The 18,976-nt window shown below is 53.3% G+C and carries 20 protein-coding genes; 8 read left to right on the forward strand and 12 right to left on the reverse strand.

Features of this window, described 5'->3' with window-relative positions; all coding sequences use genetic code 11:
- The first annotated feature begins 37 nt into the window (after positions 1-37).
- The 3 genes from P0X86_RS31860 to P0X86_RS31870 all read left to right on the forward strand — a co-directional run bounded on the left by P0X86_RS31860 (position 38) and on the right by P0X86_RS31870 (position 2,006).
- Positions 38-736 (forward strand): Crp/Fnr family transcriptional regulator, encoded by a 699-nt coding sequence (locus tag P0X86_RS31860; RefSeq protein ID WP_277747349.1) that lies wholly within the window; start codon positions 38-40, stop codon positions 734-736.
- 80 nt (positions 737-816) lie between these two features.
- Positions 817-1,305 (forward strand): RNA polymerase sigma factor, encoded by a 489-nt coding sequence (locus P0X86_RS31865; RefSeq protein WP_096775667.1) that lies wholly within the window; start codon positions 817-819, stop codon positions 1,303-1,305.
- On the forward strand, positions 1,302-2,006 hold the full coding sequence (locus P0X86_RS31870; RefSeq protein WP_277747350.1) for a zf-HC2 domain-containing protein: 705 nt from the start codon (positions 1,302-1,304) through the stop codon (positions 2,004-2,006). The genes P0X86_RS31865 and P0X86_RS31870 overlap by 4 nt, the downstream gene beginning before the upstream one ends.
- Positions 2,007-2,069: 63 nt before the next feature.
- Here the strand turns inward: P0X86_RS31870 and P0X86_RS31875 are convergent, their stop codons facing one another.
- From P0X86_RS31875 to P0X86_RS31895, 5 genes are all read right to left on the reverse strand, one after another.
- A complete protein-coding gene (locus P0X86_RS31875; RefSeq protein WP_249732906.1) occupies positions 2,070-2,501 on the reverse strand; it encodes a hypothetical protein in 432 nt (143 codons plus the stop codon).
- Positions 2,502-2,602: 101 nt separating this feature from the next.
- Entirely contained in the window at positions 2,603-3,664 is a 1,062-nt protein-coding gene (locus P0X86_RS31880) for an LLM class flavin-dependent oxidoreductase (RefSeq protein WP_277747351.1), read from the reverse strand.
- Positions 3,665-3,923: 259 nt separating this feature from the next.
- Positions 3,924-4,433, reverse strand: a complete 510-nt coding sequence (locus tag P0X86_RS31885) for an SRPBCC domain-containing protein (RefSeq protein WP_096775664.1) — start codon at positions 4,431-4,433, stop codon at positions 3,924-3,926.
- A gap of 29 nt (positions 4,434-4,462) precedes the next feature.
- Positions 4,463-4,792, reverse strand: a complete 330-nt coding sequence (locus tag P0X86_RS31890; protein WP_015737993.1) for an ArsR/SmtB family transcription factor — start codon at positions 4,790-4,792, stop codon at positions 4,463-4,465.
- 272 nt (positions 4,793-5,064) lie between these two features.
- Positions 5,065-5,421: a nucleotide excision repair endonuclease gene (locus tag P0X86_RS31895; RefSeq protein ID WP_277747352.1), complete on the reverse strand. Its 357-nt coding sequence runs from the start codon at positions 5,419-5,421 to the stop codon at positions 5,065-5,067.
- Between the two features lie 162 nt (positions 5,422-5,583).
- Between P0X86_RS31895 and P0X86_RS31900 the strand changes: the two genes are divergently transcribed.
- A complete protein-coding gene (locus tag P0X86_RS31900) occupies positions 5,584-5,895 on the forward strand; it encodes a hypothetical protein (protein WP_096775663.1) in 312 nt (103 codons plus the stop codon).
- 657 nt (positions 5,896-6,552) lie between these two features.
- The gene (locus P0X86_RS31905; RefSeq protein WP_192570239.1) at positions 6,553-7,758 is read left to right on the forward strand and encodes an MFS transporter; all 1,206 of its coding nucleotides are present in this window, start codon (positions 6,553-6,555) and stop codon (positions 7,756-7,758) included.
- A 121-nt stretch (positions 7,759-7,879) separates the two neighbouring features.
- On the opposite strand, the gene greA is transcribed toward P0X86_RS31905, so the two are convergent.
- From greA to P0X86_RS31930, 5 genes are all read right to left on the reverse strand, one after another.
- A complete protein-coding gene (greA, locus tag P0X86_RS31910; RefSeq protein WP_015737997.1) occupies positions 7,880-8,356 on the reverse strand; it encodes a transcription elongation factor GreA in 477 nt (158 codons plus the stop codon).
- Positions 8,357-8,596: 240 nt separating this feature from the next.
- Entirely contained in the window at positions 8,597-9,766 is a 1,170-nt protein-coding gene (locus P0X86_RS31915; RefSeq protein ID WP_192570238.1) for a mannitol-1-phosphate 5-dehydrogenase, read from the reverse strand.
- A complete protein-coding gene (locus P0X86_RS31920) occupies positions 9,763-10,203 on the reverse strand; it encodes a PTS mannitol transporter subunit IIA (protein ID WP_009591149.1) in 441 nt (146 codons plus the stop codon). The genes P0X86_RS31915 and P0X86_RS31920 overlap by 4 nt, the downstream gene beginning before the upstream one ends.
- 16 nt (positions 10,204-10,219) lie before the next feature.
- A complete protein-coding gene (locus tag P0X86_RS31925) occupies positions 10,220-12,289 on the reverse strand; it encodes a BglG family transcription antiterminator (RefSeq protein ID WP_277747353.1) in 2,070 nt (689 codons plus the stop codon).
- 72 nt (positions 12,290-12,361) lie between these two features.
- A complete protein-coding gene (locus P0X86_RS31930) occupies positions 12,362-13,795 on the reverse strand; it encodes a PTS mannitol transporter subunit IIBC (protein ID WP_015738000.1) in 1,434 nt (477 codons plus the stop codon).
- Positions 13,796-14,163: 368 nt separating this feature from the next.
- Here P0X86_RS31930 and P0X86_RS31935 point away from each other — a divergent pair, with 368 nt between their 5' ends.
- Positions 14,164-14,622, forward strand: a complete 459-nt coding sequence (locus P0X86_RS31935) for a hypothetical protein (protein WP_277747354.1) — start codon at positions 14,164-14,166, stop codon at positions 14,620-14,622.
- An 80-nt stretch (positions 14,623-14,702) separates the two neighbouring features.
- Positions 14,703-14,993: a hypothetical protein gene (locus tag P0X86_RS31940; protein WP_192570235.1), complete on the forward strand. Its 291-nt coding sequence runs from the start codon at positions 14,703-14,705 to the stop codon at positions 14,991-14,993.
- A 106-nt stretch (positions 14,994-15,099) separates the two neighbouring features.
- On the opposite strand, the gene P0X86_RS31945 is transcribed toward P0X86_RS31940, so the two are convergent.
- On the reverse strand, positions 15,100-16,728 hold the full coding sequence (locus P0X86_RS31945) for a glycoside hydrolase family 9 protein (protein ID WP_277747355.1): 1,629 nt from the start codon (positions 16,726-16,728) through the stop codon (positions 15,100-15,102).
- 193 nt (positions 16,729-16,921) lie between these two features.
- Positions 16,922-17,614 carry an FHA domain-containing protein gene (locus P0X86_RS31950; protein ID WP_277747356.1) on the reverse strand — a complete coding sequence of 231 codons (693 nt, stop codon included), beginning with the start codon at positions 17,612-17,614 and terminating at the stop codon, positions 16,922-16,924.
- A gap of 200 nt (positions 17,615-17,814) precedes the next feature.
- Here P0X86_RS31950 and P0X86_RS31955 point away from each other — a divergent pair, with 200 nt between their 5' ends.
- On the forward strand, positions 17,815-18,801 hold the full coding sequence (locus P0X86_RS31955; RefSeq protein ID WP_096775656.1) for a glycerophosphodiester phosphodiesterase family protein: 987 nt from the start codon (positions 17,815-17,817) through the stop codon (positions 18,799-18,801).
- Positions 18,802-18,976 lie beyond the last annotated feature (175 nt).

Raw genomic sequence — 18,976 nt, forward strand, 5'->3', positions numbered from 1 at the left:
CATTTGTCCAGATGAGAAAGGAGCGCAAAAGAAACCCATGAAACGACTTCATGATGCAACATTGCTGAAAGCCAAGATGGAGCAGTTTCAATTCGGAAACATGCTGGATTTGGGCAAGTCGGCGCCATTTACCTTACAGCAATACGAGCCCGGCGAGATTATTCTGCATGAGGGTTGTGCCATGCAGTCCCTGTTGTTCCTCGTGCAAGGGAAAATCAAGGTGACCTCCAGCATCGAAACCGGCAAATCGCTGCTTCTACGTTTTGGCCATCCCTTTTCCATCATCGGGGATATTGAATTGATTCGAGACGTTCCTGTCCAATCCCAGATTGAAGCCGTTAACGAATGCCTGTTCATCGGGCTGTCGTTTGATTATATTAGGCTGCATGAAATGACGAATGCCCGCTTTACCGCCACCTTGCTGGATCACTTGAGCTACAAACTCCAGACCTGCACGACCGCTTCCCGCGTCAATCTGTTGGCATCCGTGGAGAACCGGTTTGCCAGCTATCTGATGTCCACCATGTCGCCTGGGTCGGATCCTTCCTTTGGAATGGAGCTGAAAACCGACCATATCGGGGAAATTGCCAGCTTGCTTGGCACCACGCACCGACATTTGAATCGGGTGATGTTTGCCTTCGCCCAAAGGGGGATCCTGGAACGAAACGGACAGACCATCCGCATTCTGGACTGGAACGCGATGGAGACGGCCTCGAACGGCATCCGTTATGAGTAGATCACTAGGCTGAAACTTTTTTCGCGGATTCTTGTAACGAATCGGCCATGGCCCGGTCATATAGGCAAGGAGGTGAACAGGTGACGGATTTGCACCAGATCTACCATCAACACTTTCAAGACGTGTATCGGTTTCTGCTGTCGCTCAGCAGAGACGAGCATGTTGCGGAAGAACTCACGCAGGAGACGTTTTTCAAAGCGCTGAAGCATATCGATTCGTTTCAAGGCACATGCAAGCTGAGCGTGTGGCTATGCCAAATCGCTAAACATACATACTTCTCCTATCTTGATAAACAAAAGCGGTATGAGCCGGCCCCGCAGATCGACCACGGCAGCGGTCAGGATATCGCATGGCAAACCGTGGAAAGGGCTGAGGCTTTTCGCATCCATCAAATCCTGCACCGGATGGACGAGCCGTATAAAGAGGTGTTTACGCTGCGAGTGTTCGGGGAATTGTCTTTTGGCGAAATCAGCCGGCTGTTTGGAAAAACCGAGAGCTGGGCAAGAGTCACCTTCTTTCGAGCCAAGCAAAAAATCCAAAGCCTGTACAAGGAGGGGAATCAATCGTGAGCCGAATATCGTGCGAGATTATTCAGGATTTGCTGCCTTTGTACCATGATGATGTGTGCAGCGCAGACACCAAAACCTTGGTAGAAGAGCATCTGGCGGATTGCCCGGCTTGCCGGGAGGTGCTGAGCCATATGAGCTCCCCAATATCGCTGCCCACCCAAACGATGGAGCAAAACAAGGATGAAGGAGCCGGATTGAGGCAAGTTGCGGCCCAGTGGTCGCGCACCAAATGGATCTCGTTTACCAAAGGTCTATTGATCAGCTGCTTAGCAGTCGGTCTCTTGTTCCTGGCATATGCGGGCCTGTTCGAATGGAACATTACAAGCGTGCCGACCCGCGTGATGCAGGTATCCGATATCAGCCAGCTGAAGGATGGGCGCATTGCTTATCACGTGAAGATGACCGACGGCTATAATGTTAACCAAGCCAGCTACGATACGGATGAGGAAGGAAACTTCTATGTGACACCCAAGCGTCCCATCATCAAATCTAAAAAATTCGCGGATATGGGACTGTCCAATATGTACTATTCGAACGATATTGAAGAACGAAATGCCTACGAGAAGAGCTTTGGCGACGGCGTTCAGATCAAGGCCCTCTATTTGGGGACGCCGGATGACCGGGTTCTGATCTGGGAACAAGGCATGGAGCTGCCGCCGGCAAGCGAGTCCGTCGAGATGCAGTTCAGGAGCGACGAGTAAGTATATTTTTAGTCAAAAGACCATGGGATGCCCTAATGGCTTCCCATGGTCTTTTCTTGAACCTTAAACCGAGCCGGCCGGATGATTACGCAGAACCTTCCGCTCGATCCCGCCATAAATCAAGCCGATTACCCCAAACAGAATGACCGCGGTGCTGACATGTAGTTCATATTCCTGTATGAATCGATCATCATAGCTTTCGTAGAACAGCACTGTCCCGGCGGCAGCCCACATCACGGCATACAGCAGGGCGTACAGGATGAGTGAAGTTCTGCCCCATCGAATCATGCCCATGAGCCACGATAAAGGGAGCACGATTACCGGGTATAGAAGCGAGGATATGAGAATCGGTATGATCATCAGAACAAAACCCGCATTACGAAGGCCGAAATATTCCGTCGTCGTGATCTTGTATCCTTCGATATACTCCAAGCCTACGACAGCACCGGTAAACAGAAACATAAAGACGAACCACAACACAAAATATCTGGCCACCCGCAAGATGTACACCGCCCCGCCTGTTTATGTCATAGACGAACTCGTGCCGGAAAAAGTTACATGCGTCTTCATTTCATATCGTCAAAAAGTAATTCTGCTTACTCCGCAGGCTCGCCAGCCGCTTCCCAGCGGTCGATTTCCTTCCGGACCCGAGGGGCGACTTCGGTTCCCAGCAGTTCGATGGCTCTCATGACTTCGTCGTGAGGCATCGTTCCCACAGGCACATGCAGCATAAAGCGGGTGATGCCCACATGCTTGCGCAGGTGAATGATCTTCTCGGCGACCGTCTCAGGGTCCCCTACATACAGCGCACCTTCGAAGCTGCGGGCCGCATCGAATCTTGCCCGGTCATAGTACCCCCAGCCCCGCTCCCGTCCCAGCACGTTCATGCTGGCTTGGGTCGAAGGGAAGAACTTGTCCGCGGCCAGCTCGGTTTCTTCCGCAATGAATCCGTGGGAATGCGAGCCGATCGGCAGCTTCGACACATCATGCCCGGCATGAGCTGCCGCTTCTTTATACAGCTTGACCAGCGGCGCAAACTGCAGGGGACTGCCGCCGATAATCGCCAGCACCAGCGGGAGGCCGAGCAGGCCTGCCCGCACGACCGATTCCGAATTGCCTCCGCTTCCGATCCACACCGGCAGCGGGTTCTGAACCGGACGAGGATAGACGCCTAAGTTATGGATCGCCGGACGATGCTCGCCCTGCCAGGTGACTTTTTCCGACTCGCGGATTTTGAGCAGCAGCTCCAGCTTCTCCTCGAACAACTCGTCATAATGACTCAGATCATAGCCGAATAACGGGAACGATTCGATGAACGAACCCCTGCCGGCCATAATCTCCGCGCGTCCGTTCGAAATCGCGTCCAAGGTAGCAAAATCCTGAAAGACCCGTACCGGGTCAGCGGAAGACAGCACCGTCACCGCGCTGGTCAGCCGAATCCACTTCGTCTGCGACGCAGCCGCGGCAAGAACGACCGCAGGCGAAGACGCCGCATAATCCTTGCGGTGATGCTCCCCTACGCCATACACATCCAATCCCACCTGATCGGCCAGGACGATTTCCTCAACCACCTCGCGCAGCCGCTGCGCATGGCTTATCACTTCGCCGGTCTTCACATCCGGCCACGTCTCCACGAACGAGCTAACCCCAATCTCCATTATGATTTCCTCCTATTATGCTTTGCCGCGGTCAGAACCGCCGGCAAAGGTTATCGATGCTTCCCGCCTAGGGCAGTCCATATCGTTAATCATCTTGCAATTATCTTTATATTGAACTTTTGGTTCGGATTTTTCAAGTTACAAGTTAACTGATAACGTGAAATCGGTGGATTCGATGCATATGAAATCTAAAAATGGCCGGGATCCATACGGATTCCGGCCATGCATTTTACCTTTTAACGATGCATTTGAAATGGGCTTATTGTTTCGATGCCAGGTATTCCTCCAAGCGATCCCAGGTTTGGGTAATGCCTTCTTCCATTCCCATATCCAATACCGATTGGAGCGCTTCAGCGGATTCATATACACCTCGATTGACCAGCTTGGTCTTTCCATCCACTTCCTCAAACGTCATCGTCACCGTGGTTGCGGGCATGCCCTCCGCAATATTGCCTTCCGCATCCGAGAAATAGTCGATGTAGACGATTTTCTCCGGCTCCTCAATTTCCTGGTAGACCGATTTGCCCCAGGATTCCATGCCGTAGAAATCCCCTTGATTCTGATCCATGCACTTCATGCAGTAATGCCATTGGCCGCCAGGACGGAAATCCATGTCGGATACCGTAATGTCCCATCCGCGAGGCCCCCACCACTGCTTCAGATGCTCTCCATCGGTAAGCACCTTGAATACCAGCTCTCTTGGTGCATTAAATACGCGCTCCAGTACGATCACTTGACCTTCTACCCGTGTAATCATTTTGCTTGTCATTATATATTCCTCCTCGAATTAGATGGTGTTTACTCCTGTTTCTTCATATCCGATTGCAGCTTCTCCAAGTAATCATCCAAGTTGTCATACCGTTCGTTCCATATGCGGCGGTAATTATCGAGCCAACGGTCCAATTCCTGAAACGGCTCCGACCGCAGCATGTAATTCCGTCGGTTCGCATCCGCCCTTACCTCGACCAGTCCGGCATCCAGCAGTACCTTCAAATGCTTCGAGGCTTGAGGCTGCCGAATGTCGAGACGTTCGGCGATTTCCCCTACCGTAAGCGGCCCCTTCTGCAGGAGATTCACGATACGAAAACGGCTTGGTTCGGCTAATGCGTTAAATGTTGTCAGTTCCATCTTGTCGTGATGACCGGTACAGACCCGCTGTTATGGCGTTTACGGCGATTGTCAACTCTCTCTGTTCCCGTCACCATCATCACCTCTTTTTTTCGGCTTCTTTTTTTGCTGCCGTTTTTCTTGTTTTCAATATACCACAAAGGGAATATTCCTGTAAAGGAATATTTAGATGTTTTTTCAATTTATTTTTATTACAGCGCAAAAAAAGCAACAAACGCGGCTCCTTACCTGACCTCGCTTATTGCCCCTCTTCGCTTTACCGTTCGTATTCCTTATCGAAAGAACACCTTGTCCACATTGTATTTGGCCTTGAATTCATTAATGATATAGGTTTCATATATCTCTCTATGCACCGCGTCTTCAATGACGCAAACCTCGATGCTCGTCACTTCATTCCGATGCTCCTTGATCGGGGAGACGCTATCTTCAAAATGCTTCTTGATCCGCGGTCTCAGCTTTCTAGCTTTGCCAACGAACAGAAGCTCTCCCTCGCTGTTGTAGAACATGAAAATCCCGCCCCGGTCTCTCGGAATCAGGTGGAAATCCGTAAATCCGTAAATATGGCTCAGTTCCGGAGCATCCTGCTTGGTTATGGTGACGTCCGGCTTGGGGATGGTTATATCGATCATGGCTAACGTTCACTTCCTCTATTCAATGTATTGACCTAAATCGTATCACTGATCGGCTCATTTGCCCATGCGGGAAATTCAACAGACCCTTAACACCCTTCTCTGGGCATTTGCATAGGATGGGATTATGTATGACTAATTCACGATGGGGGTCTTTTCCATATGAGCATTCAATATCCCGGACACCAGGAGCAAACCTTATATCAAGCTGAACCCAGCATGAAGCACAACATCAAATCGGTTCGCGATCATATCCACCATCTATGCAAGCAGCATGCGAATCAGCTGGTTCGCGTCGAAACGCTTGACGGCGATGTCTTTGAAGGCACTATTATGCATTGCGAGAAAGGGATTCTGTATTTGAGCATGCCCGGATACGGAAACCAGCGCGGCTTCGGTCCCAGTTACTATAACAATGTAATCCTGCCACTTGTCCTCTTCGAATTGCTTGTCATCACCTTGCTTTACATCTAGAAGAAGGGCTTTACATTGTAGTTCGGCAAGTCTCCCGCGCACTTCCAAACCTAAAAACCCGATTAAGGAGTGAATCCTCATGGCATTTATGCCGCCGCAAGGACCCCAGGGACCGATGCAAGGGCCCTCATCCCCGCCTCCAACATCTGTCCCCCAACAGCCTATGGCCAGTACCTTCGCAGTTGATCCTGGAGCGATCAGGGGCTGTTTGTTCAGAAATACCTATATTTGGCCGACACGTGGACCCGGCTTCTGGTTTTACCCGACTTTTGTGGGCCGCACCTCGGTGGCCGGCTTCCGCTGGACGGGATGGATGTGGGTATATTCAGGGCTCGACTTAAGAAGTATCGAGTCGTTCACCTGTTTCTGATGCTCTTATATCAAAAGGAATGGGTCAATCCGCTCCCACAGGCACCTCTATAGCGCCTACTTATGGGAAGAGCGCCTGCAATGGCGCTCTTAAGCTCTTACATGACGGACAAGCTCCTGTTCATGGAAGAGTCTACCTTAACAGGATGCCCCTGTTTTACGAAAAATAAAGTTCTTGATTATCCTCCCGCCACGTTAAATAATATGTAACAGTCCCTCTATAAAACCGATAATGGAGATTGGGATTATATCTTTAACATACAGAGCAGAAAGGTTGACTTGAACACCATGGATATTTCGCAACATGCCACTGGGGAAAAAAGCGGCAAAGAACCCTTTCCCATCTCTATACTCTCTCTCACCGTGGGTGCATTTGCCATTGGCATGACGGAGTTTGTCATTATGGGGATCCTCCCCAATGTAGCCGATGATCTGAATGTCAGCATCGCGTCTGCCGGGCAGCTGATTACGATGTATGCCCTCGGGGTAGCCGTAGGAGCCCCTATTCTGACCGTCCTTACTAACCAAATTCCGCAGAAAAAGCTGTTACTGCTGCTCATGGGCCTGTTCATCCTGGGCAACGGCATCTCGGTCTTCGCTCCGAACTATGCCGTTCTGATGGGAGCCCGGATGCTGACCGCGCTGACCCACGGGACCTTCTTCGGCGTGGGCGCTGTCATCGCATCCAATCTGGTGCGGCCGGACAAGCGTGCCGGAGCGGTGTCCATCATGATGGCGGGATTAACGATAGCCAATATCATCGGGGTTCCGATCGGTACCTTCATCGGCCAAACGATGGGCTGGCGCGCTTCATTCGGCGCGATTGCCGTCATGGGCGTGTTGGCATTGATCGGCATCCTGATCTTCATACCGAAGATACGGCAGGAGCAAGCGACAAGCATCGTTCAGCAGATCACGGCCATCATTAGACCCCAGCTTCTTCTCTTCCTGCTGATCGGCGCGCTTGGCAATGCCGGCCTGTTCGCCGTCTTCACTTATATCGCGCCCCTGCTGATTGAGATCACGGGCTTTGCGGAACCCAGCGTCACCTGGATTCTGATCCTGTTCGGTATCGGCGTGACCGTAGGCAACATCGTAGGCGGCAGGCTGGCGGACTGGAAACTGCTGCCCTCCATCCTGGGCGTTTACTTTGCGACGGCCGTCATTCTGACCATCCTCACGGTGACCATCCATCACCCGGTCACGGCTGTGCTGACCATCGTGCTGTGGGGGGCCGCCTCTTTCGCCGTTATGCCGGGAATGCAGGTGCGCGTGATGAGTCTGGCCCAATCCGCTCCTGCACTGGCCTCCACAGCAACCCATTCCGCGGGCAACCTCGGAAATGCGGCGGGCGCTTTTATCGGGGGATTGGTCATTACGCATCTAAGCTTAACGGCCCTGCCTTGGGTAGGAGCCGGATTGGTAGCGCTCGCCTTCATTCTGGGAGCAGCCTGCTATATGTATGAGCGCAAGGCTGTGACGGCTAATGCTTAAAGGGCTCCAACAGGCATGAAAAGCCGATCCCTTAACCGGGACGAGCATAAGAAAGGCGTAACCGGACATGTAGCACCCGGTTACGCCTTTTGCATCTATATATTCGTTGATCCATCGGCGATTACAGCGCCTTGATCTCCAACAATTCGTATTTCACGATGCCCATGGGCGCTTCCACATGGACCTGGTCGCCTACCGCTTTGCCCATCAGCGCTTTGCCGAGCGGGCTTTCATAGGAAACTTTGTTATTGGATACGTCGGCTTCTGCGGGGCCTACCACCTGATATTCAAGCTTCTCGCCAAATTCGATGTCGTTCAGAACGACGTTCGAACCGACGTTGACCGTGGTCGAGCTTACATCCTTAGCGTCGACGATCCGGGCGCTGTTAAGCGTTTTTTCCAGGATGATGATGCGCGTTTCCATAAATGCCTGGTCGTTCTTGGCTGAGTGGTACTCGCTGTTCTCCTTCAAGTCACCATAGCTGATCGCGAGCTTGATCCGTTCCGCTAATTCTTTGCGTTTTACATACTTGAGATCGTCAAGTTCCTCCTGGAGTTTGTCATAGCCCTCCTGGGTCAAGATCAATTCTTCTGCCATGCTCATCACATCCAATTTGTAGATTCTTACTTCTAGTGTACTCTTTATTTCGAAAATTAGCGAAAATTTTCTGAAATATTATGGATGGAATATTTGGAATTTACTTCCTTATGATGGTTTCCAACGATAAGCGCCAACAAAGCGCACAACATCCTGAAGCATGAGAAACTCCCCGCTATGCATAAAGCCCCTGATATCTCCGCGAAGAGGATCAGGGGCTCATCATTATATTTCCAATGATTATGCATTCGCTTCGAGCTCGGCCTTCAAGGCCTCATACTGCTCCATTACCTCACCCATGATGGGATGCTCTCCGGCAATGCCGGTATATTGGGAAGCCGTGTCGCTTACGCCGATATCCCGAACGGAGGCTTGGAGCTCCACGCTTTCCGGATCTTCCGGAACATCGAACAGCAGGGCTGCCGCCATGGACTTCGCCAGGCTCTTATACGCCAGTCCGCTCTCGAAAGCCAGCATGGCCGGCGAGACCAGGCGGTCGCCCGGGGACAGCTTCCGGATCGGGGAGCGGCCAACGCGCGACACCTCGTCGGTCAGCGCGGGATTGCGGAACCGCTCCAGGATGGTGTCAATATATGCTTGGTGCTCGGAAGGACCGAAGCCGTGCTTGTGTATGAGCGCAGCTCCCGTTTCTTCGAGCACCGCGCGGACATGGCCTGCCACCGCCTCGTCCTTCATGGCGTCCTGGATCGTTTCATAGCCTTTCAGAAAGCCTACATACGCAGCCGAGCAGTGTCCGGTATTCACCGTGAACAGCTTGCGTTCAATGTACGGCTCCAGGCGGTCCACGTAGTGAATGCCTTCAACGGGGACATAATCCTCAAACATCTGCGAGCGATCCACAGCCCACTCATAGAACGGCTCCACCACGACCTTCAGACGGTCCTCATGCTGCTGCAGCGGCACGATCCGGTCTACGGCTGCATCCGGGAAAGCCACGAGCCGATCAGCCTTACGCTTCGTCTCGTCATCAAGCTTCCCATAGACATGCTCTTTCAGCTGCGAGCTGCCGCCGATGGCGTTCTCGCATGCAATAATATGAAGCGGCGATGCCGAGTTCGTTTGCAGCCGAAGCTTCAGCCCCTCGGCAATGGTGCCGGCGATAAATTTCAAGATGTTGACGCCGACCGCCGTCGTGACGAGATCCGCTTCCGCTACCGCGCGCGCGGCAGCTTCCGGTTCCGAGGCGCTATTGAGAGCGGTGATGCCTTTGACCACCGTGGTCTCCTGCCCTTCGCTGGCCAGGGTTACGGGATATTCCCCGCGCGCCTTCAGCTCTGAAACCAGCTCTTCGTTTACGTCGACAAAACAAACCTCATAACCGGCCTGTGACAACAAGAGCCCTATAAAACCGCGTCCGATGTTGCCCGCGCCGAAATGGACTGCCTTCATGCGCCCATTCCTCCCTCGAAGATGGCCAGAATCTCCTCTTCGCTGGAAGCGTTCATGACCTTCTCGATGCTCTCGTCATCCGTGAAAATCATGGCCACATTCGTCAGAATCTCCATATGGTCGCCGCCGGCAGCCGCGATGCCAATGACGATGAACGCCGGCTCGTCTCCGCCGAAATCCACGCCTTCCGGAAAGCGGACGATCGACAATCCCGTGGAGATGACCATGCCTTTCGCTTCTTTGGTGCCATGGGGAATTGCAAGTCCTCCGCCCATATAAGTGGACGCAATTTCTTCGCGTTCCAGCATTTTATCCACGTAATCGGCCGATACATGGCCTGCTTGTACCAGAAGGTTCCCCGCCATGCGAATGGCTTCACTCTTGCTGTCAGCCTTTGCGTTCAGTACGACTTTATCTTTGGACAGTATGTTATTCATGTTAGTCTCCCTCTTTCTATGGTCTGTGATTGAAAAAATGCTGAAGCTCTTCCGCCAAATAGGATCGAATCTCTTCCTCGCCGCCCCGCTCCATCAGCTCGATCAGCTCGGAGCGAAGCAGCATGGCGCTGATTTCGCTGAGCACCTCCAGGCTCTCCTTCGGGAGCTGTTTCGGTGCCAGCATCAGCAGAATGACGCCCGCCTGGGCCCCATCCTCAAGCGGCGCTCGATGCGCCAGCCTGAACAGGGACAGCGAAGGCCAGGTGATATAGCGGCTTCGCGTATGGAATAAAGCCAGCGTCGTGTCGGGAATAAGCTGGGTACCCATCCGTTCGCGTTCAAGCAGGCGCTCCTTCACCATCTCCGCATCACGGAGAGCCCCTTGCTCATATACCTTGGTCAAGGCCTCGTTCAAAGTTCCCTGCAAATCATTCTGAAGATTATCCAGATGGTAGACATGGAAGCCGTCCAGAAGCGATACGATTTCGTTCATCAGGGCGGCCTGCATGCGGAGCCGCTCGAAAGATGCAGCTTTACGATCTTCCTCGATTCGGCTGACGGCAGCCGTGCTGCTGGCCGACTCGAAGGATGTGCTCTGGATGAATCGAAGCAGCGCCTCTTTATCATCCGCCGTCAGCAGCGGGCTTAGTCTTACATATCGATCCCTCGGCAGCGGCAGATCAATGGTCGATATGATGAGATCGTATTGCTCCTTCGGGATCCGAGCCGCTTCATACCACGATACGTTGCCGAGCACCTCGATCTGCGGCATCTCCTTATTCAGCCTTGTCCCGAGAAGCCTGGAGGAGCTGAGACCGCTGGAGCATACCAGGATGGCCTTCAGATGGTGTTCCGGCTGGTTCAGCCGTTCGCTCGATGCTCCAAAATGCATAACCAGAAATCCGATTTCTTCATCCGGGATGCTTAAATCCAGCTTCAGCTCGTCGACCGAGCGCCGGACGATCCCGAACAATTCCTCATAATCCTTCCGAATCGGACTGAGCAGCGGATTTCGGATCCGGGTCCCTTCCCGAATCCGATTCAGTGCAGCTCCGATGTGCTCCACCAGACCTGCCCGCAGCGTGCGGTCCTCCTGGAACGGAATGCCGGTGCGCCCCTGAACCCGTTCAATCAGGCGATGGGCGATCTCCACCATTTCGACGTCCGCATGAACCAGCTCGCTGACCTCGGACATGTTCTTTGCCGCCTCAAACAATTGGGCGATATAGATCAATTCTGATTCGCGGAAATTCATTTCCAGTTTCTCGCCGAGGCGACCAACAAAATCCCGCGCCTCCTCGACGGAAACAGAGGAAGGAGGGTAGCTCGCAATATCGGCAGCTTCCATGTCCCGTCCCCGCTTGATCCTGTTTACGGAAACCGATAACGCGATCAGCGTGGAAGTGTAGGCACTTTCGCTAAGATCCTCCGTCCAATCCCAATTCATATCCCACAAGGTTTTCTCTACATCCAGCAGAGCCGGTTTATCGATCATGGACAGCAGCCGGGCCGTCACCGGCTCCCGCGTGTCGCTGTATCCGTCACCGACAAGATCGGAATAATCCAGATATTCCTCGGCGAGCCTGCCAATCGCCCTTCGCCTTACCCCTTCCGCGCCGTCGATCTCGATGCCGTAGCCCCGGCGCCGTATGAGCTTCAGGTTAAACCGCTTCATCCACGGCTCCAGCTCATCCAGATCATTGCTCACCGTCGGGACGGTTACCTTCAAACTATGGGCCAAAGCAAACAATTTGACGGGCTCATCCGCCTCAAGCAAAGCGCACAGCATGAGGATTTTGCGTTCTTCCACGGAATAATCGGCCGGCTTCCCCGCAAGCAGGGATCGTCGCAGCAGGGACATCCCTTCGGGCTTCTCTTCTTCCAGCCGGATGCCCGTTCCCGACTTTTTGAGAAGCACAACGCCCGTACCTTGCAGGTCTTTCTCGATCTCCTCCATTTCCCGGTGAACCGTCCTGACGCTGACCCCAACGTCAGCGGCTATTTCTGCAGCCGTCATGCCATCGGTCCTGCTCATGAGGAGCAGAAGGATTTGTCGCTGGCGGGCAGTAATGTGTCCCAGATCCATGGCTCCCTTCTTCATGAAATGGAGACAACGCCGGCGTGATTACGCCAGCGTGTCATATGGTTCAAGCTTATGTTAGTCTTTGAGTCGTTCCACCAGCTCGTCATATCTCGGACTCTTCAGGAAGTTGTCGATCGAGATATGCTCGGCATTCGGATTCTTGGCGATGGCCCGCTCGGTGAGAGTCTTCTGGGTAATGACGATATCCGCATCATCCGGTATTTCGCTTACCGCCGAATTCACAACGGTAATGTTGACGCCTGCCTGCTGAAGTTTCTTACGCAATACCGAGGCGCCCATCGCGCTGGAGCCCATGCCGGCATCGCAAGCGAACACGATTTTGTTCACGTTGTCTTTGTCCAGATTGGCCACAGCCGCAGAAGCTGGGGCAACTTGGTCGTTCATGCCGCCGGTTTTCATTTCTTTCATCTTGGCGGATGCTTCTTCCAAATTCGGCTCTTCTTCTGTTTGTTTACCCGTTTTGAGCAGCAGTGCCGCAATCACGAAGGAAACGACCGTCGCAGCAAGGACACCGGCCAGCACCGGAACCAGGCCGCCCTTAGGCGCCATGGCGAAATAAGCAAGGATACTGCCTGGCGACGCAGGTCCCACGAGTCCCGCTCCAAGAATCTGGAAGGTGAAGGTTCCGGCCACGCCGCCCGCAATAGCGGCCAGGATGAGGACCGGCTTCATCAAAATATACGGGAAGTAGATCTCATGGATACCGCCCAGGAAGTGAATCACAACCGCCCCCGGAGCAGAGGATCTGGCAGAACCGCGTCCAAAGAACCAAAAGGCGAGAAGAATGCCCAGCCCGGGTCCCGGATTGGATTCCAGCATATACAGGACGGATTGACCGATCCGAGCCGATTCCTCTGTAGCGAGAGGACTGAAAATCCCGTGGTTAATCGCATTGTTGAGGAATAATACCTTCGCCGGTTCAATGATAATGTTGACCAGCGGCAGAAGGTTGGCATCGACCAGTACGTCAACGCCGGCTGAAAGAACTTTGGTAATGCCCTGCACAAGGGGACCAATTCCGGTGTAGGCCAGCAGCGTCAGCGCACCGCCGATAATACCCAGCGAGAAGTTGTTCACCAGCATCTCGAAGCCGGATTTGATTTTGCCGTCGATCAGCTTGTCGAACTGCTTTAATACCCATGCAGCCAGAGGGCCGACAATCATGGCGCCAAGGAACATCGGAATACTTGCACCGACGATAACGCCGACCGTGGCAACCGCACCGATAACCGCACCGCGTTTGCCGTGGATCATCTGTCCGCCCGTATAACCGATCAAGAGCGGAAGCAGATACTTGATCATCGGGTCAACCAGAGCTCCCAACTTCTCGTTCGGGAACCAGCCGGTCGGGATGAACAGAGCCGTAATCAGGCCCCAAGCAATAAACGCACCGATATTCGGCATCACCATGCCGCTAAGGAGCCGGCCGAGCTGCTGAACCCTTACGCGAATGCCTTTGGAAGCGTTTGTATTTGTCTCGTTGGACATCGTACTGACCTCCTAGTCATATTTGAAAATAAAGCTGAATGTTGTAGTGTTGCTTTCATCTGACACCTCTATGTTAAGTCAGCCCGGCAAAAGGCTCAACGAAAGGAAAAGCGGGTTTCGTCAAGAATATTGTTGACAAATTTTAAATGGATCATGTCATCATTATGAAAATGCAGTCCTGACGCGGTTTCATTCGTAGAACAAGCCTGCCCCTTGATCCTGTATATTCCAAGTTGCAAGCCGAAGCGGCTCAAATTCACGGATTGCGTACACCCTCGTCATAAGTTCACAACATGCCTTCGGTAAACTAAAACCATCTCGGCTAACATCGGGAATCTAAATTCAAGGTTACGGAGGTAAATTGCGAGATGAACATACAAAGAAGAAATAACAACGGCTTGCCGATGCTCTCAATCATACTGCTGGCATTGCTCGGCGTTCCCCGCGTCATTGCCCACGATTTGCAATGGGTCGATCCCCACGGGATCATCAATCGGCTGCTTGTCTTCATTCCCCCGATCGTCTGGATACTCTATGTACTCGGCAAGCGGCATCACGTTCAATATCCTTTTCTGCCCTTAATGGCCATCGGAGCCGTCTATGGGCTCTTTCTTGGCATTACGCATCAGCTGTTATGGAATATGGCCTTCGAAACGCCGCCGGCTCTAGGGGGCAATCTGGCCGACCTCCCTGCAGCAGCCAACAGCTTTTTGACCAGAACCTTCGCCTTCATCAGCAGCATCGTGACCGGTACGGTCGTCGGCAGCGTCTGCGGCATTGCTGCCACGTTGCTTCATACGCTGGTGAAGGGGAAATTAAGAGGCTAGCATCCAAACCTATCATCTGCAGCTGCATAGAATAGATAGGAGATGATGCAGCGACAGCACGGTCATTTCCCACGTTTTTCATGAATGAAGGGGAGGTGTACGCCTTGAGAACACCGTCATCGGGTCGAATTGAAAATCAGGTATACTCGAGCCGCGTCTTGAGATCAGAGTTTGACGGCAACTGGAGAACCGTGCTTTCGAAAAGCGGTTATGTCGTTTATATCGCTACTTCGAACCATGCCAAAGTCGAGGTGATGCTGGCAGGCGGACTGACCAAGCTGCTGGTGTTTAGAAGAGGAGGAAAAGTTCTGGTCGGCGGGGGCGGAACAAGCCATTACAGCAAGCCTCACCGAGCGATCACGATAAATTAAGCCCATGCTTTACTCGACTCTTTGGAGATGGAAGAATCCGCAGTCCATTACAAAAAAAGAAACGTCAAGAATCTCTCGGCGTTTCTTTTTCTGTGTAATGCTCTTTCTATACAAAATGAGACAGCACGAACACGGCCGGTGAGTTCCAATAAATAGCCACCTCATTGGTGGAATAGCTCTCCATCACATCGGCAAAAGAGGCTGCGGGCGCCCTGCCGGCCAAGTGTTCATGCGCATAATCGTCGTGAAGCCCCTTGTTCGGACCGCCGGAGACGAGGCCCGGAACCGGCTCCTCCACGCCGTCGCCTTCGGAAGGACGGTGATGGGGATGCCGGATCGGCCTCGCCCCATATCCGGTAACATAACTTGTCCCCATCACGTTCGCCCCGAATACATAGTGCACATGCTCGTGCACATGCCGCTCAAAGTTCTCGGAACCCGACAGTCTTCCCGCCACCAGCAGGAGCATCGCGTGGTTCATGACCAGCATATTGCTGCCCCAGATATATTGATCCGGCAGAAGCGAGAGGCCATAGCCGTCCCGATCGCTGACAGCAGCAAGCTCATCCGCACGCCGTAACAGGCCCGCCATCAATTCTTGCGCCAGCTCGGGCTCTTCTTCCCGCTCCGACATCAGATAGGCAAACGTCCCGTAACCGCCCATGTCCGCCCATCCCAGCTCGTACTTTCCGAAAGAGTCCTGCTTGGCTAAAGCTTGGAAAGCCTCATGATATGGCGTCTCCCCCGTTGTACGGTATAACTCTGCCGCTGCCCAGTACCGTTCGTCCGCATCCTGGCCATCGCCATACTCGCCTGTAGCGATATCAGCCGGATTGCGGAAGCCCGGCTCGTCGGGATGCTCCTCCAGCCATGCCCAAGCCCGCACCGCTGCCTTCAGGCAGCTCGCGGCGAAGGCTTCATCATAGGGAGAATAGATCCGTGCCGACATGGCCATGATACCGGCAAAACATCCGGTTGCCGTTGCGGAGATCGGCGACAAGTACAGCGGGGCCGTATCGTCCTCCGGCATGACGTCTCCCGCCGGAAACCGCAGCGTCGTGAGCTTATGGAATACGCCCCCCGATTCCTCATCCTGCATGCGCTGCAGCCAGTCCAGCTCATACCTGCATTCATGCAGCACATCCGGCATGCGGCCGTCGCTTTCAGGCAGCGGCAGCGGCTGGGCAAACGCTTCGGGGTACAGCTCGAAGGCCAGCAGCAAGTCGGCGGCGGCTTTGGCGCCAGGCACGACGTACTTGCCATAATCCCCGGCATCATGCCATCCTCCCCAAGCATCCATCCGCCGCGATTCATGTCCATGCACGATGGCCTGCGTGAGATGGCAGGCTTCATGCTTCCAAGGCCCCGCATGCGGCTCATCCAAAGCCGTCCCGCACCGGAAGTAATAAAACGCTTTCAACATTGCTCGGTGGGCATCCTCATATACATCGTCGGCAATGGCAAATGGTACCGACGACTGCCCATCCTCCGTCTCGATTCGATAGGTACCGGGTGCTTCCCATGCCGTAAAATCCCCTCTGCTTACCGTCTGTCCGCTGGACGCATCCTCTATGGCGGGCGCCGTCTGCCCCTGCCATACGACCTCGCCATTTCGCGCATTGACGATGCGAAACCGTCCGCCCTGACCGGCAATGACGGCAATCTTGGCGTCCCGGCCCCGATAACCTAACTGGTTAACGGCAATGCCGTTTTGCTGCAACTGCTCCATGTTCATCTGTTCTGCACATCCCTTTCGATTGTCGTTTCATTCGAAACTTCCATGCTATAACAGTTCGCTGGGGCCTGCCATTTCCCTCTCACCGCCATCGAATTTGTCCTGTTCATGCAAGCAAGCCCTTCCTGCATGGAGGAAGGGCTTGCCGTTTGATGGTTCCTTAGATTTCATTGCGTTTTCGTTTTTGCGATCGTCATTCAGCCGTCGACTGCAAAATATAGCCTTTTCCCCGGATGCTCTCAATGGCCAAAATATCCCTCGTCTTCTTGCGGACCCGGTAGATCAGCGCATTCAGCTCCTCCGAGCTCACATCGGGCACTTCGTCCGTCCCGTAGCTTCGCTCGGGCCAAACGTATGCCTTGAGCTGCTCCTTGGACACGAACTGTCCTTGGTGATTGACGAGCAGCTCCATGCACTTGTACTCTTTTTCCGAAAAAACGTACACGTCCTCGCCGTATACCAGCTCCTGCTTGAAAGGATTCAGCTTAAGCCCGCCGGAGCCCTCAACCGCCGCCAGCTGCTTGATCAGCGGGGTAATGTCCATCGTCTCATCCATGCTGAGGATGGAGAAGGACAGCACGATCAGATCTCCCGCAAGCACGATGGTATCTCCATGCTGAAGGGGTATTTCATCATGGGGAGCCAGCCGTGCCTGATTAACGAAGGTGCCATGCTTGCTGTTCAGATCCTTGATGCTGAACTTCCCGTTTAGATGCAGCAGCGCCGCATGCCGCCGGGACACAAAAATATTGTCAAACGCGATATCCGGATCAAAATGCTGGCCCTTGCGGCCAAGCACCGTGATCGGTTTGGTCAAAGCTATAACGTCCCCGCGTTCGTAGGGATTTCCCCGCTCCACCATCAAAAAGGAGGATTTGTCCATCATGCTCCCTCCTGTTCCCATATACTCGCTCATTCGTATTTGTTAGTTCGTTATTATGCAATTGTTATGTTCCAGCCATTGAGTATGCGCCCAAAATCACTAAGATTGAATAAAGAAGGATATAAATAGAGAACTTCGTATAGAGAAAGAGAAAAATATAAATCTACTATTGCATATTGTATACGATTTTGGGGGATTGGATCATGCGAAAACTAAAAAGATGGAAGAAAATCATACTGTTTTTTGTTGTGTTGCTCGTGTTTTTGTTCGTTAACAATTCATCCCTGTTCACCAAAGACCGTGACGGCGAGCCGCTTCTGCTGGCGCATCGCGGGCTTGGGCAGACCTTTACGATGGAAGGCATTGAAGCCGACACGTGTACCGCCTCCCGCATCTATGTGCCGGAGCACGCTTACCTGGAGAACACCATTCCGTCCATGAGAGCCGCCTTCGAGGCAGGTGCCGATATCGTGGAGCTGGATATCAAACCGACCAAGGACGGCCAGTTCGCCGTGTTCCATGACTGGACGCTGGAATGCCGCACCAACGTGGAGGGCTCGGTCAAGGATTATACCATGGACGAGCTGAAAAACATAGACATCGGGTACGGCTACACGGCCGACCAGGGAGCGACTTATCCTTTTCGGGGAAAGGGAGTCGGGCTGATTCCGTCGTTAGGCGAGGTGTTGGAGGCGTTCCCGGACGGCGCGTTTCTGATCCATATCAAAAGCACGGACCCTGAAGAAGGAAAACAACTGGCCGATTATCTGTCCGGTCTGCCGGTGAAGCGTCTCAGCCAGCTGACCGTTTACGGGGATGACCAGCCGATCCGCACGTTAAAATCGCAGCTCCCCTCGCTGCGCGTCATGTCCATGAATACGCTCAAAAGCTGTCTCGTATCCTACGCCGGGGCCGGCTGGAGCGGCTACCTTCCATCGGTTTGCCGCAACACCCAGCTCCATATACCAGAGAAATATGCCCGTTACTTATGGGGATGGCCGGATAAATTCCTAAACCGGATGGACAGCATCAATACGCGGGTCATCCTCGTGGCCGGGGACGGCGGCTGGTCGGAAGGCTTTGACTCCGTAGCGGATTTGGAAAGGCTGCCGGACGACTACAGCGGCGGGATTTGGACGAACCGGGTCGACGTTATCGCCCCGGAGCTGACCATAAAGAAGACGGAATAAGTCGAAGCATCGCGTTCGTTTTAATTCATGAATATAGGCGGGTCGAAAGGCCGCATAAACCGGAAGATCTGCCCTCTAAAAAGCCCCCTCTCGCTTGCGGGGCTTTTTTTTATTTTCATAGGGTCAAAGGGCAAAGTTTTTAGGGTGTTTTTACCGATGACTATTAATAGGGTCT

The organism is Paenibacillus sp. BR1-192 (genome assembly GCF_029542445.1).
In the GTDB taxonomy this organism is placed as follows: Bacteria; Bacillota; Bacilli; order Paenibacillales; family Paenibacillaceae; genus Paenibacillus_AQ; species Paenibacillus_AQ lautus_A.

Excerpts from the sequence above, each read along its gene's own strand:
- P0X86_RS31905 (WP_192570239.1), top strand. The coding sequence starts at position 6,553 with ATGGATATTTCGCAACATGCCACTGGGGAAAAAAGCGGCAAAGAACCC.
- P0X86_RS31925 (WP_277747353.1), bottom strand. The coding sequence starts at position 12,289 with ATGGATCTGGGACACATTACTGCCCGCCAGCGACAAATCCTTCTGCTC.
- P0X86_RS31885 (WP_096775664.1), bottom strand. The coding sequence starts at position 4,433 with ATGACAAGCAAAATGATTACACGGGTAGAAGGTCAAGTGATCGTACTG.
- P0X86_RS31940 (WP_192570235.1), top strand. The coding sequence starts at position 14,703 with ATGAATGAAGGGGAGGTGTACGCCTTGAGAACACCGTCATCGGGTCGA.
- greA (WP_015737997.1), bottom strand. The coding sequence starts at position 8,356 with ATGGCAGAAGAATTGATCTTGACCCAGGAGGGCTATGACAAACTCCAG.
- P0X86_RS31950 (WP_277747356.1), bottom strand. The coding sequence starts at position 17,614 with ATGATGGACAAATCCTCCTTTTTGATGGTGGAGCGGGGAAATCCCTAC.
- P0X86_RS31930 (WP_015738000.1), bottom strand. The coding sequence starts at position 13,795 with ATGTCCAACGAGACAAATACAAACGCTTCCAAAGGCATTCGCGTAAGG.
- P0X86_RS31920 (WP_009591149.1), bottom strand. The coding sequence starts at position 10,203 with ATGAATAACATACTGTCCAAAGATAAAGTCGTACTGAACGCAAAGGCT.
- P0X86_RS31895 (WP_277747352.1), bottom strand. The coding sequence starts at position 5,421 with ATGATCGATATAACCATCCCCAAGCCGGACGTCACCATAACCAAGCAG.
- P0X86_RS31915 (WP_192570238.1), bottom strand. The coding sequence starts at position 9,766 with ATGAAGGCAGTCCATTTCGGCGCGGGCAACATCGGACGCGGTTTTATA.
- P0X86_RS31935 (WP_277747354.1), top strand. The coding sequence starts at position 14,164 with ATGAACATACAAAGAAGAAATAACAACGGCTTGCCGATGCTCTCAATC.
- P0X86_RS31945 (WP_277747355.1), bottom strand. The coding sequence starts at position 16,728 with ATGAACATGGAGCAGTTGCAGCAAAACGGCATTGCCGTTAACCAGTTA.
- P0X86_RS31955 (WP_096775656.1), top strand. The coding sequence starts at position 17,815 with ATGCGAAAACTAAAAAGATGGAAGAAAATCATACTGTTTTTTGTTGTG.
- P0X86_RS31880 (WP_277747351.1), bottom strand. The coding sequence starts at position 3,664 with ATGGAGATTGGGGTTAGCTCGTTCGTGGAGACGTGGCCGGATGTGAAG.
- P0X86_RS31890 (WP_015737993.1), bottom strand. The coding sequence starts at position 4,792 with ATGGAACTGACAACATTTAACGCATTAGCCGAACCAAGCCGTTTTCGT.
- P0X86_RS31860 (WP_277747349.1), top strand. The coding sequence starts at position 38 with ATGAAACGACTTCATGATGCAACATTGCTGAAAGCCAAGATGGAGCAG.
- P0X86_RS31900 (WP_096775663.1), top strand. The coding sequence starts at position 5,584 with ATGAGCATTCAATATCCCGGACACCAGGAGCAAACCTTATATCAAGCT.